Source organism: Paeniglutamicibacter quisquiliarum (assembly GCF_019084045.1).
Classification (GTDB): domain Bacteria; phylum Actinomycetota; class Actinomycetes; order Actinomycetales; family Micrococcaceae; genus Paeniglutamicibacter; species Paeniglutamicibacter quisquiliarum.
Genome location: NZ_JAHRED010000002.1, coordinates 391,375 through 404,110 on the forward strand (window position 1 = coordinate 391,375; position 12,736 = coordinate 404,110).

At 66.2% G+C, this 12,736-nt stretch carries 12 protein-coding genes; all 12 read right to left on the reverse strand.

Features of this window, described 5'->3' with window-relative positions; all coding sequences use genetic code 11:
• Window positions 1-53: 53 nt before the first annotated feature.
• Window positions 54-2,855 (reverse strand): DEAD/DEAH box helicase, encoded by a 2,802-nt coding sequence (locus KRR55_RS05360; RefSeq protein WP_217388286.1) that lies wholly within the window; start codon window positions 2,853-2,855, stop codon window positions 54-56.
• 69 nt (window positions 2,856-2,924) lie between these two features.
• Complete coding sequence (tatC, locus tag KRR55_RS05365) at window positions 2,925-3,746, reverse strand: twin-arginine translocase subunit TatC (protein ID WP_336245040.1); 822 nt, start codon at window positions 3,744-3,746, stop codon at window positions 2,925-2,927.
• 21 nt (window positions 3,747-3,767) lie between these two features.
• The gene (tatA, locus tag KRR55_RS05370; RefSeq protein ID WP_217388017.1) at window positions 3,768-3,992 is read right to left on the reverse strand and encodes a Sec-independent protein translocase subunit TatA; all 225 of its coding nucleotides are present in this window, start codon (window positions 3,990-3,992) and stop codon (window positions 3,768-3,770) included.
• 35 nt (window positions 3,993-4,027) lie between these two features.
• The gene (locus tag KRR55_RS05375) at window positions 4,028-4,387 is read right to left on the reverse strand and encodes a hypothetical protein (protein WP_217388018.1); all 360 of its coding nucleotides are present in this window, start codon (window positions 4,385-4,387) and stop codon (window positions 4,028-4,030) included.
• A 2-nt stretch (window positions 4,388-4,389) separates the two neighbouring features.
• On the reverse strand, window positions 4,390-6,345 hold the full coding sequence (locus tag KRR55_RS05380; protein WP_217388019.1) for a helix-turn-helix transcriptional regulator: 1,956 nt from the start codon (window positions 6,343-6,345) through the stop codon (window positions 4,390-4,392).
• A 118-nt stretch (window positions 6,346-6,463) separates the two neighbouring features.
• Window positions 6,464-6,859, reverse strand: coding sequence for an FKBP-type peptidyl-prolyl cis-trans isomerase (locus tag KRR55_RS05385; protein ID WP_217388020.1), 396 nt, complete (start codon window positions 6,857-6,859; stop codon window positions 6,464-6,466).
• Window positions 6,860-6,896: 37 nt separating this feature from the next.
• Window positions 6,897-7,847, reverse strand: a complete 951-nt coding sequence (locus tag KRR55_RS20625; RefSeq protein WP_217388021.1) for an FKBP-type peptidyl-prolyl cis-trans isomerase — start codon at window positions 7,845-7,847, stop codon at window positions 6,897-6,899.
• A gap of 131 nt (window positions 7,848-7,978) precedes the next feature.
• Window positions 7,979-9,352 (reverse strand): Pup--protein ligase, encoded by a 1,374-nt coding sequence (gene pafA, locus KRR55_RS05395; RefSeq protein ID WP_217388022.1) that lies wholly within the window; start codon window positions 9,350-9,352, stop codon window positions 7,979-7,981.
• 6 nt (window positions 9,353-9,358) lie between these two features.
• Window positions 9,359-10,069, reverse strand: coding sequence for a proteasome subunit alpha (gene prcA / locus KRR55_RS05400; protein ID WP_217388023.1), 711 nt, complete (start codon window positions 10,067-10,069; stop codon window positions 9,359-9,361).
• Window positions 10,070-10,831: a proteasome subunit beta gene (prcB, locus tag KRR55_RS05405; protein WP_217388288.1), complete on the reverse strand. Its 762-nt coding sequence runs from the start codon at window positions 10,829-10,831 to the stop codon at window positions 10,070-10,072.
• Between the two features lie 26 nt (window positions 10,832-10,857).
• Window positions 10,858-11,043: a ubiquitin-like protein Pup gene (locus KRR55_RS05410; protein WP_217388024.1), complete on the reverse strand. Its 186-nt coding sequence runs from the start codon at window positions 11,041-11,043 to the stop codon at window positions 10,858-10,860.
• Window positions 11,044-11,145: 102 nt separating this feature from the next.
• Window positions 11,146-12,726, reverse strand: coding sequence for a depupylase/deamidase Dop (dop, locus tag KRR55_RS05415; protein ID WP_254455913.1), 1,581 nt, complete (start codon window positions 12,724-12,726; stop codon window positions 11,146-11,148).
• Window positions 12,727-12,736 lie beyond the last annotated feature (10 nt).

Genomic DNA, 12,736 nt, shown 5'->3' on the forward strand with positions numbered 1-12,736 from the left:
GTCGGCGTCCTTCAATCCTGCCGGTGCCGGGCCGGGTCCCGCCGTGGCGGGACTCAGTCGACAACGTTTGAATAAGCGACAACCCCGCGGCGGATCCTTTGCACCGCCTGGTTGCAGGAACGGGCCAGTCCGGTGTTCAGGTCAGGGATCTTGGCCAGTTGGTCCAGCACGTCAATGACCTGCTTGGCCCAGCGGACAAAATCGCCGCCGGCCAGGTCGGTGCCGCGGAGGCACTCGCGCAGGTCCGAACCCCGGGCCCACTTGTAGATCGGCCAGATCAGCCCGGAGTCAGGTGCCGCGGTCTCGGGCAGGCCGGCGTTGGCCTCCGCGTCCGAGAGGCGCGACCACAGGTTCACCGAGGTTTCCCAGGCAATCTGCACCTTAGCGGTGGGCATGCGCGGATCCGGACCGTGGTCCTCGCGGCGCGCCTGGAACACGAGGGCCGAGATGAATCCGGCAAGCTCCTCGGCGGTCATCTCGTTCATGGCCCCGGTTTCCATGACCAGGGAGGTCAGCAGGTCGCGTTCGCCGTAGATGCGCCGCAGCCGCTGCCCCGCCTCGGTGATTTGGGCCTGGCCCATGTCGTTCGAGGCCGGCACGAGGTACTCGAAGTCCTCGAGCACCTTGGCGACCTTGTCGAAGGTCTTCGAAATGGTGTTGGTGCGGCCGCTGATCTGGGACCGCAGCTTGTTGGTGTCGCGCAGCAGCTTCGCATGGCGCTCGCCCCAGCGCGCATGGTCCTCGCGTTCGGGGCACCCGTGGCACGGGTGGGCCTTGAGCGCGGCGCGCAACGCCGTGATGCGTGCTTCCTGCTCGTCGCTGCCGGTGAAGTTGAAACCGGGGACATCGTCCCGGGGCGGGCGGGACTCGGCCAGCGCGTTGTGCAGCGATGCTGCCAGGTCCCTGCGCTCCTTGGGGCTGCGGCCCGTGAAGCCCTTGGGGATCCGGATCCGGGAAATGACCTCGACGGGGCCGTTGAGGTCCTGGACGCCGACGCGCCGGATGTGCTTGTCCTCGGTCAGCACCGTGGGGCGCGGGTCGTGCCACGAATTGTCCAGCTCGATGACCACGCAGCGTCCTAGCTTGCGGGCGCCGTGGATTTCGATGATGTCCCCGCGCGCCAGGGTTTCCAGGGATTCGGTCGCCGCCGAGCGGCGCAGCCGCGACACGGTTTTTGACGCGTCCTTTTCCGCCGCAGAGAGCTGCTCGCGCAAGGACGCGTATTCGCCGAAGTCCCCCAGGTGGCAGGTCATCGATTTGGCGTAGCCGGCCAGCGACTCCTCGCGGGAGCGCACCTGGCGTGCCATCCCGACCACGGAACGGTCGGCCTGGAACTGGGCGAAGGAGGTTTCCAGGATGCCGCGTGCCCGCTCCCGGCCGAATTGTGAGGTCAGGTTGAGGGACATGTTGTAGGTGGGGCGGAAACTGGAGTTCAACGGGTAGGTCCGCTTGGAGGCTAGCCCGGCAATCGCCGCGGGGTCGGTGTCCTGTTGCCACAACACCACCGCGTGGCCCTCGACGTCGATTCCCCGGCGTCCCGCACGTCCGGTCAGCTGGGTGTACTCCCCCGCCGTGACCGACACGTGCGATTCGCCGTTGAACTTCTCCAGCTTTTCCATGACGACGGACCTGGCCGGCATGTTGACGCCCAGGGCCAGCGTCTCGGTCGCGAAGACGGCCTTGACCAGTCCGCGGACAAAGAGGTCCTCGACGACTTCCTTGAAGATCGGCAGCAGGCCGGCATGGTGGGCTGCGAACCCGCGCATGAGTCCCTCGCGCCACGGCCAGAATCCCAACACCTCCAGATCGTCCGGCGGCAGCTTGTGGGCGACCATGTCGATGGTCTGTTCGATTTCCGTGGCCTCGGCAATGGTGGTCAGGGCGAGGCCCGAACGAACGCACTGGGCAACGGCGGCGTCGCAGCCGTTGCGCGAGAAAACGAACACCAGGGAAGGCAGCAATCCGGCATGGTCAAGCGCCATGATCATGTCCGGCCGGGAGACCCGGGTGCCCAGTTGCTCGCGCTTCTCCCCCCAGGTCCCTCCGCCTCCCCCGCGGCGTCCACGTCCGCGCTGGACGCGACCCCGGGACCCGGTCAGGCTGCGGTGGGCCATCTTGGAGAGCTCGGGGTTGACCTCGGCCACGCGCTCCGGGGCGTCCGCGACCTGGTCGAAGGACACGTCCTCGGCGAACAGGTCAAGGAGCCGGCCTCCGACCATGACGTGCTGGTAGAGCGGGATGGGACGGTGTTCGGAAACGATGATGCGGGTATCCCCCCGCACGGCGTCGAGCCAGCCGCCGAATTCCTCGGCGTTGGAGACCGTGGCGGAAAGCGAGATGACCTGGACATCCTCGCGCAGGTGGATGATGACCTCTTCCCACACCGCGCCGCGGAACTTGTCCGCCAGGTAGTGGACCTCGTCCATCACGACGTAGCCCAGCGAATCCAGCGTGTCCGAGTCCGCGTACAGCATGTTGCGCAGGACCTCGGTGGTCATCACCACGATCTCGGCCTCGCCGTTGATGGTCATGTCGCCGGTGAGCAGCCCCACGCGTTCGGCGCCGTAGGTGGCCACAAGGTCGCTGTACTTTTGGTTGCTCAGCGCCTTGATGGGGGTGGTGTAGAAGGCCTTGCGACCGGAGCGGAGCGCCTGGAAAATGGCGAACTCCCCCACCACCGTCTTGCCTGCACCGGTAGGGGCCGCCACCAGAACCCCGGAACCGGACGCCACGGCCCGGCATGCTTCCTCCTGGAACGGATCAAGGTCGAAACCCAGGCTGGCACGGAACTCGGCAAGCCCGGATTCGCTCTCCTGGTCTTGTTCCTTGGCTGCGTCAAATCGCTCGGCCGGCATGCTCACGCTGCGACCCCTTTCAGGAGGGTTGTAGGTGCGCCCGTGTCCGTACACCGGACACGGGGCATCCTATGGAAGATCCGGCGAATCGGGAAGCTCGGATCCCTCGCCGGCAGTGGCGGCGTTCTCGGCCTCAAGCTGGGCCCGCTTCTTGTCGCGCTTGCGGTCATTCAGGTGGCAAATAAGTGTTGCCGTCGCAAAGGTCACGAACAACGGTCCGGCCAGGGCAAACATGGTGATTGCATCGCCGCCCGGGGCCGCCATGGCGGCCACGAGGGCAATCAGGAATACCGTGATGCGCCAATGGCGCAGGATCAACCTGGCCTTCAGCACACCGACCAAATTCAACCCGACCATCAGGACCGGTGCCAGCATGGCCAGCCCGAAGGCGATCAGAAGCCGGAACACGAACGGCAGGTACGTGTCGGTCGTCAGCCAGGACTGGGCGTTTTCCGGGGTCAGCGAGATAAAGAACTTCAAGGCATGGGGCAATACCCAGTAGGCCATGCCGACGCCCAGAATGAAGAGCGGGGCCGCCGCCGCGGCGAACCCGATGGCCGTATTGCGTTCCTTCTTCTTCAACCCCGGGACTATGAAGGCCCATAGCTGATAGATCCAGATCGGCGCCGAGAACACCAGCCCCAAGAGCAACGAGGTCTTGAGCATGATGTCGAAGGGTGCCATGACGGAGGTGAAGTTGACTTCTCCACCGTATGCGCGCACCGGGGCGATGATCAGGCCAAGGACCTCATCGTAGAGGAAGAATCCCCCGACCGTTCCCAAGACCAGGGCGATCAGCGAAATGAAGAGACGGTTCCTGGCCTCCACCAGGTGCGCCTTCAAGGCCATGCGGCCCTCGGGATTGTCCTTCCGCCCTTTTTTGGAGTTCACTACTTGTTCGCTCACGAAGGACTAGGCGTTGTTCTCACGACGGTCGGGATCAACGATGTTGCCCTCGACGGTTTCATCGCCTGCCGCGGGAGCCTTCTCATCGTCCTTCATCTGACGGACCTCGGACTTGAAGATACGCAGTGACTGGCCCACGGAGCGCGCCAGACCGGGAAGCTTCGGGGCACCGAAGAGAAGCAGTGCCAAAATTACGATGATGACCAGATGCCATCCTTGGATTCCACCCATGGGGAACCTACCTTTCAATCGTGTTAAGTCTACAGTTAGAACAGTTCGAGGTCGCCCACGCGTTGCGCTTGTCCGCGACGCGTTTTGCGTTCAATACGCGCCTCGCGCCTGGCGGCCGAACGACGCAATTTCCCTGCATCACGCGCCGCACGGGCATCCTCCGGGTCCTGGAACAGTGCTGCGACCCCCGAGGGGGTCCGTTCCAAGATCTCGGGGTACGTGCGCGGCTCGGGATCCGCATCCATCGAGGAACCCACCCGGTCCATGGCATCGCCGGCTTCGCTGGCCAAGGCCATGAAGCCGCGGAAGAGCCGAATTCCGGCCAGGACAAGGAACAATAGCGCGCCCAGCGCGAGCACCACCCACAGCAACAGCCAAAACCACCAAGGCAACATCGCTACTTCACCTCCCGGGTCGTCACTGCCGCACGGAGCCAGGACTCGACGTCGCTGCGCAAGGAGTCAGGTGCGATGACCCGCAGGTCGCCGCCGTGGTACGCGACCATCCCCGGAAGGGTGGCCGTGGAGGTCATCCGGATCTCGGCGATGTTCTCCTCGGAGCCCTTGGCCCACTGTTCCGGGGCATATTCATCCACCAGCGAAGCCAGGCGCGGCCCGAACCCCAGGACAACGAGCTCGTCGGTGGCGCTGGGGGTGAACAGAATATCTTCATGGTCATCGTGCCGGTGCGGATCGAGGGTGAAGCCATGCCCGCTGAGGGCCGCCGCCTGGATTCGGTCGATGCGGAAACTCCGGATTTCGTTGTTGGGCACCGAGAACGCACGCAGATACTGTCGGCCGGCATTCTCGACGAGCCGGATGGGCTCGACCTGCCTGACGCCCACCGCGTCGCTGGAGGCGCTGTAGTAGTCCAGCTCGACCACCTGGTGCTCGCGGATCGCCCGCACCAGGGTTGAGTAGATGTCGTTTTCCTCGGTTGAGCGCAGCGAGATGGACAGCACCGATTCGAGGCCCTCGAAGCCCACCGCAGCGGCCTGCAGCTTGCCGTAGGCCGAGTCGACCGCCGCCGCATGTTCAAAGTCCGGGAGCCCGCGCAGCGATGCCAGGCCAGCCAGCATCGTGGCGGCCTCCGTCAGGCTGAGACGGATGGGGGAATTCAGGGCCTCGGCGTTGTTGATGCTGATGGTTCCCGCCTCCCATTCCACGTCGATCAGTTCATCCGGCAGCCCGTTTGGCACCCCGCACATCATGATCGTCTGCAGGTGGGCCAAAAGCTGCTTTTCAGTCAACCCGAAGTGGGTGGCCGTTTGGTCAACGGTGGGTGAACCGAACTTGGCCACGTAGGAAATGATGTCGAGGTTTCGGGCCACGGCCTCGGTGGACGGCGGGCGCCCTGCATTGCGGCGCTTGCTGAGTTTGAAGTCGGGAACAGTGGCCTGTTGCGCCGCCAATGCGCCCTCCAGGCGGTGGCGCACCGCCGTTGCCAGGGGTGCCGGCTCCAGCACGCGGGCCGCCGCCCCCAGTTTCGCCACATCGGCCGCCAGCCCCATCAGGTCGTGGAATTGCAGCACGAGTACGTCGTGGTCATCGCCCGGGGTAATGGATTCGGCCCGGGAGCGCAGTGCCCATCCCGAATCCTTGGCCACCGAGATCCGTGCTTGCTCTCCGGCAATGTCCGGATCCAGCCGGCCCAGGGTCTCCGCCATGGAGAACCCGGCAGGACGCGAGGAGTGGGGCTGGCCGGTGCGGATGTCGCTAAGGATGCGGGTCAGGCGGAACATCCGCACGTCGTTGCGATCATGGTCGAGGCCCACCAGGTACCAGTTGCCGAAGCGCGAACCGATCCCCCAGGCGTCCACGGTCCGCGCGCTGGCGCGGCCCTGGGCGTCGAGGTAGTCGAAGGTGAGCACCTGGTGTGCCCAGACCGCCTCGAGGCAGGCAGCGAACGCCGGGCCGGCGGCATGCAGGCGCGGGACGTACTCGGTGAACCTCACCCCGCGGCCGGTGTCCTCCAGTCCGGCCGAGAGCCGGCCGGTGGCCCGGGTGGCGGAGGATTCCAGGTCGGTGTCCTTCCACAGCTGCGCCGCGAGTCCCAGCACCGCGGCTTCCTCGGTCGTGAAGCTCACTTCGGGCAGCCGGTAGCTGTCCGGGGCGATCAGGTAGCGTTCCTCGGAGCCTGTGCCAAGGGTCTTGACCGGGACGCCCATTTCACGCAGGTCCTTCTTGTCCCTGTCGAACTTCCGGTCGAAGGCGGCGTCGCTCAGCGACTGGTAGTCATCGACGATCTTGCGCAGTTCACGCTTGGAATATCCATGCGGGGTGTTGATCAACGCATAGGTGAGACTGACGAGTTTCTCGGCACGGGAAGGACCACCGGGGTTATTTTGAGCCACGCTCGCAAGATTACCCCGTGGCGCCAAGGCCGGGCCAATGCAACGCCGCGTTAACAGGCTTTGGCCGCGTTCTCCCTGTTTAACTTGGGAAAACACGGCCAAAGGCGTAGTGCGGTGCTTAGCGCACGGCCACCAGGTCGACCACGAAGATCAGTGCCTCGTTCGGGCCGATGGCCCCGCCGGCGCCACGCGAGCCGTAGGCCAGCTCCGAGGGGATTTCCAGGCGGCGGCGGCCGCCGACCTTCATGCCGATCAGGCCCTGGTCCCAGCCCTGGATGACCTGGCCGACTCCGGCGCGGAAGTCCAGCGGGGTGCCGCGGTTCCACGAGGCGTCGAACTCCTCGCCGGTGGACCAGGCCACGCCGACGTAGTGGGTCGAGACGGTGGAGCCCGGAACGACCTCGGCGCCGTCGCCGACGACGATGTCCTCGATCTTCAGCTCCGTTGGGGCGTCGCTTCCCGGGAATTCAATCTCGGGCTTGGTGCGGTCGTATTCACGCTGTCCAAAAGACATGGTGGAATCCTTTCGGTTGGTTGCTAAAAGCTTCTAGCTACTTTACTTCTTTGAGCTCAACAAAGAAGACCAAGGGGCCCGCCGGGGCTCCCGCGGCCCCGCCGTAGGCAAGGTCGGTCGGAATGGTCAGCATGACCTGGGTGCCGGCCTTCAGGCCATCCAGGCCCTGTGTCCATCCGGGAATGACGCCCGCGAGGTTGAAGTCCGACGGCTCGCCGCGGTCAAAGCTGGAATCGAACTGCTTGCCGTCTTCCCAGCGGACGCCGGTGTAGTGGGCAGAGACGTCAGAGGTGGCGGTGGCTGCCTTGCCGGTGCCTTCCTTGACGATGTCAACGACCAGGCCGGCCGGGACATCCTTGTCCTTCGGGATGGTGATGGCGGGCTTGGAATCCTTCATTTCGAAGGTGGGCAGCGAGCCTTCGTCCTTGAGCTTCTTGACCTCGTCGGCCCCGAGCTTCTTGGATGCCTCCGGGATCGGCTCCGAGGCCACGACCTTCAGCACGACCACGGTCTCGGCCTTTGCCGCGCTGGGGCTTGCCGAGGGAGTGGCGCCTTCGGCGGGTGCCGCCTCGGCAGCGGGCTCGACCATGGCCACCCACGATCCGACCTTCGCCTGCATGAGCGTCTCGTAGAGTGCCGGCAGCTGTGCCTTGAATTCCTCATTGGTCGGCAATGTCACCGGTTCCCCGGCAAAGCCGGAGCCGAGCAGGCTGGCATCCTCGGCCTTGTAGGCAATGGACTTGAACTTGATGTTCTGGTTTTCCTTGATTTCATCGCCCTTGCCCTCGACGATGACCTTGGCACCGGTTGCCGTGGCAACCAGCGGGGCGTCGAAGGTGACGGTCGGATCGCTGGAGTCATCCGCGCCGGGGGTGACCTTGATCGATTCCAGGGGGGCAACTTCACCGCTTGACGCCGTGGTGGTTGAGCCACAGGCCGTCACCAGCAGCAACGAAGCCGTTGCAACGAGTGCCATTACTTTGCGCACGAAATCAACTTTCAGTTGGGGATTATGGGACTGGAAACACCCACAGTGATTGTTGGGCTTTCGAGACTGTCTTCAGCCAGCTTAAAGGCCGAAACTGTGAATCACCTTATTGTGGGTGGAAATATGCCGCTTTAAGGCTGCCCGCCCATGGCCGAAATCAGCGCATCGACCCGCGAATCCGTATTGGCGAAGGGATCCTTGCACAGCACCGTCTGCCCCGGGTGGTCATTGAGCTTGAGGTGCACCCAGTCAACGGTGAAGTCACGCTCCGCATTCTTCGCTGCCCGGACGAAGTCGCCGCGCAGCTTGGCCCGCGTGCTTTGCGGCGGGTTGTCAACGGCGAAGGCGATGTCGGCGGGATCCACCACCGTGGCGACCCTGCCCCGGGATGCCAGCAGGTGGAAGAGCCCGCGCTGCGTGTCGATGTCGTGGTACGTCAAATCCAGTTGTGCCAGGCGCTGCGCGCCCAGGTCCAGCCGGTGCCGGTTTGCATAGGAATTTATCAGCTTGTGCTTGATGGCCCAGTCGATCTCCGTGTCGATGCCCGAGAAGTTGCCCGACTCCACGGCGTCCAGGGTTCGGGTCCACAGATCGAGCACTGCAGGGACCTGCTCGTGGTGGGCCCCCTCGCGGGCGACGAAGTCGGTGGCCAGTGCGAGGAAGCGGCGCTGGAGCGCGAGCGCGGTGAGGTGCTTGCCGTTGGCCAGCTTGACCAGGGTGGTGCCGTTGAAGTCGTGGGAGATCTCGCGGATGGACCGGATGGGGTTCTCCAGCCGCAAATCCTCCATGATCTTCCCTGACTCGATGATCCGCAGCATCAGGTCAGTGGCACCCAGCTTCACCAGCTGGGTGGTCTCGGACATGTTCGAGTCCCCCACGATCACGTGCAGGCGGCGGAAGTACTCGGCGTCGGCGTGCGGCTCGTCGCGGGTGTTGATGATGGGCCGGGAGCGGGTGGTGGCCGAGGAGACGCCCTCCCACACATGGTCGGCGCGCTGGGAGAAGGCGTACAACGGCTCGCCGTCGACGGTCACGATCTTGCCTGCCCCGGCGATCAGCTGCCGGGTGACCAGGAACGGAATCAGGATCTCCGCCAGCCGGGCGAACTCGAGCTTGCGCGGGATCAGGAAGTTCTCGTGGCAGCCGTAGGAGTTCCCGGCGGTGTCGGTGTTGTTCTTGAACAGGTAGAGCCGGCCGGTGAACCCGTCGGCCGCCATCCGCTCCTCCGCACTGGCCACCAGGTCGTTGAGGATCGACTCCCCCGCCCGGTCGTGGGCGATCAGCTGGGTGAGCTCGTCGCACTCGGCCGTGGCGTACTCGGGGTGCGAGCCGACGTCGAGGTAGAGCCTGGAGCCGTTGGTCAGGAAGACGTTGGAGCTGCGGCCCCACGCCACCACGCGGCGGAAGAGGTAGCGGGCGGATTCCTCCGGGGTGAGCGGGCGTCCCCCGGGGTCCGAGTAGGTGATTCCGTATTCGGTTTCGATGCCGTAGATCCTGCGGTCCATGCGGGCCTACTTCCCTGCGCCCAGGAACCGGGCAATGGTGGGGGTGTCGAGACGGCGGAAATGGCGGTGCGAGCCGGATGCGGTGACGCGCTCGAGCACCGCGACCTCCAGCAGCCGGGCGTCCTCGGGGCTTACCCCGACGCCGGGCAGCACCAGGGCCGCGGCGCGGATGACCTCGTCGGTCCCGGCGGCGGCCAGGTCCTTGTCGGCCCAGTACCCGTTCCAGGCCTCGCGCAGCACCGGGGTGTCGCCGCCCATGATGATGTATCCGGGCTGTTCGGCAATCGAGCCGTCGAAGTTCAGCGAGAACAGCGTGTCGTCGGCGGGGGTCGCGCCCAGTTCCAGGACCGCCAGTTCCACCTCGAAGGGCTTGGCCTCGGCGGTGAACACCGCCCCCAGGGACTGGGCGTAGACGCTGGCCAGGCCGCGGCCGGTCACGTCGTGGCGGGAATAGGAGTAGCCCCGGGTGTCGGCGTAGCGCACCCCGGCCTGCCGCAGCGACTCGAACTCGTTGTACTTGCCCACCGCGGCGAAGGCGATCCGGTCGTAGATCTCCCCGATCTTGTGCAGCGATCCCGAGGGGTTCTCCGCGATCAGCGCGATCCCGTCGGCGCAGGAGGCCACGATGACCGCCCGGCCCCGGGCAATGCCCTTCCGGGCGAAATCCGCCCGGTCCTTCATGAGTTGCTCGGGCGAAACGTAGTATTGCGCGCTCATCTAGGCTTCCTTCCCGCTGGCGGTCCGTGCGGCAATGATCTCGGTCGCCATCCCGGCGAGGATGGGCTCCTCGACGCGGTGCGCTCCGGCGGCGTCAACGGTGTAGACCACCGGCCACAGCTGGCGCACGGCATCCGGTCCCCCGGTGGCCGTGTCGTCGTCCGCGGCGTCGTAGAGCGCCTCCACGGCGACGCGCACCGCGGCGGTGGCATCCATGTCCGGTTGCCAGAGCTTCTTCAGTGCGCCCCGGGCGTACGGGGAGCCGGAGCCGATCGAGTGGTGCTCCACTTCCTCGTAGAGCCCGCCGGTGATGTCGAAGGAGAAGATCCGCCCGGTCTCGGCCAGGGTGTCGAAGCCGGCAAAGAGCGGGACGACGCTCATGCCCTGCATGGCCAGGGCCAGGTTGGCGCGGATCATCGAGGCCAGCCGGTTGGCCTTGCCGTCGAGCGAGAGCCGGGTGCCCTCGATCTTCTCGTAGTGCTCGAGCTCGACGCGGAAGAGCTTGGCGATGTCGATGGCGACCCCGGCGGCGCCGGCGATGCCGACCACCGAGAACCTGTCGGTCTCGAAGACCTTCTCGATGCGGCGGCTGGCAATGACGTTGCCCATGGTCGCGCGCCGGTCCCCCGCCATCACGATGCCGTCCGTGTAGGAAAGCGCGACGATGGTGGTTCCGTGCGGAACCTGCCCCGCGGCACCCGCGGGTGCCTGGGCCGGGGCCCCGGGCAGCAGGTCGGGACGGTCCCGGTTCAGGTACTCCATGAAGGAGGGGCCGGGACCGAGCTCGATCACTGACCGCCCTTTTGCACGAACCCGCGCACGAATTCCTCGGCGTTGCGCTCCAGCACGCCGTCGATCTCGTCGAGCAGGTCATCGACCCCGGCGTCCTGGCCGGCCGCGGCCGTGACTTCCTGCTCGGTCTCCTGGGCCTGGGCTTCCTCGCGGCGCTGTCCCGAGTGCTGTTCCTGTGTCATTGCCGTGACGCTCTTTTCCGTCTCTCGCGTGCCCGGCCGCATTGGCTGCGGTGCCCGGCACTGTTTTCGCTGGTATTTCCATCTTGCCACTGGGTAGGGCTTTTAGCTCCGCAGCGTGGCAATGAACTCGTGAATCGACAATTGTTGGTCCAAGAGGTCCCCGACCAGGGCCTTGGTGCCGCGCAGCGGCTCCAGGGTGGCGATGCGCTCGAGCCGGCGCGCCCCGGGCACCGTGAAGGACACCGAATCCCAGCTGGCCGCGACCACGTGCTCCGGGTACTGGCTCAGCACCCGCCCGCGGAAGTACGCGCGGGTGTCGGTCGGGGGGTTCAGCGCCGCCCGGGCGATCTGTTCCGGGGAGTAGAGCGTTTCCATCAGCCCGCGTGCCGCCAGGCGGTGGTACAGGCCCTTTTCCGGGCGGATGTCCGCCCATTGCAGGTCCATCGCCGCGATCCGCGGATCGCTGAAGTCCAGGCCATGGCGCTGGGCGTAGGAGGTCATGAGCTTGTACTTGGCCACCCAGTCCACGGTGGAGGCGGCGGCCATGATGTCGGTTTCCAGCAGCTGCAGCGTTTCCTCCCAGCGCCGCTGGATCTCCACGGTGGCCTCGTCGGTCGCGTCGGTCGCCCCGCTGTGCTCGGCCGCCGCCCGGGCATAGATCCACTGGATCTCCAGGGCAGTGAGCCTGCGCCCGTCGGCGAGTTCGACCTTGGTCTTCAGCGTGGGGTCGTGGCTGATCGCCTGCAGGGCGGCGACCGGATCGCGCAGCTCGAGCTCCGGGGCGGTGCCCGCCTCGATCATGGACAGCACCAGGGCCGTGGTGCCGGTGCGCAGCAGCGTGGAGACCTGCCCGAGGTTCGCGTCCCCGATGATCACGTGCAGCCGGCGGTACTTCTCCCAGTGCGCGTGCGGCTCGTCGCGGGTGTTGATGATCGGGCGGCGGATGGTGGTCTCCAGGCCGATCTGCGCCTCGAAGAAGTCGGCCCGCTGGGAGACCTGGAAGCCCGGGTGCGATCCGAGCATGCCGCGGCCCACCCGCCCGGAGGCGCAGATGACCTGGCGGGTGGCGAAAAACGGGATGAGCCCGGCGGTGATCGAGTCGAAGGGCACCGAGCGGGGCATCAGGTAGTTCTCGTGCGCCCCGTAGGAGACCGACTTGTTGTCGGTGTTGTTCTTGTACAGGTGCACGTCCGGCAGCCCGGCCAGCGACTCGATGCGGCGCACCGCCGCGAGCGCCACGTGGTCACCGGCCTGGTCCCAGAGCACCGCGTCGAACGGGTTGGTGGTTTCCGGGGAGGAGTACTCCGGGTGGGCGTGGTCGACGTAGAGCCGGGCGCCGTTGCCCAGGACCATGTTCATCAGCACCTCGTGGTCGTACTCGCCGGCATCGTACAGGGTGGAGCCGATGGTCACGTCGCCGCCGGCCAGCGCCACCTGCTCGGCGTCGAGCTCCGGTTCCACGTCCGTGAGCTGGGAGGGGTCCGCCTGCGCGCGGGGCTGGACGAAGCCGCGGGCGTCGTTCAGCGGGGTCTCGTCGGTGTAGTCCCAGTGGGTGCCGGCGATCCTTCCGCGGGCCTCGCGGATGGTCGCCGCGTAGGCGTTGATGACCTGGGCCGAGAGCATCGTCGCATTGGCCCCGGGCATGGCCGGGGCCAGCACCCCGTACTCGGTCTCCAGCCCCATCACGCGGTGC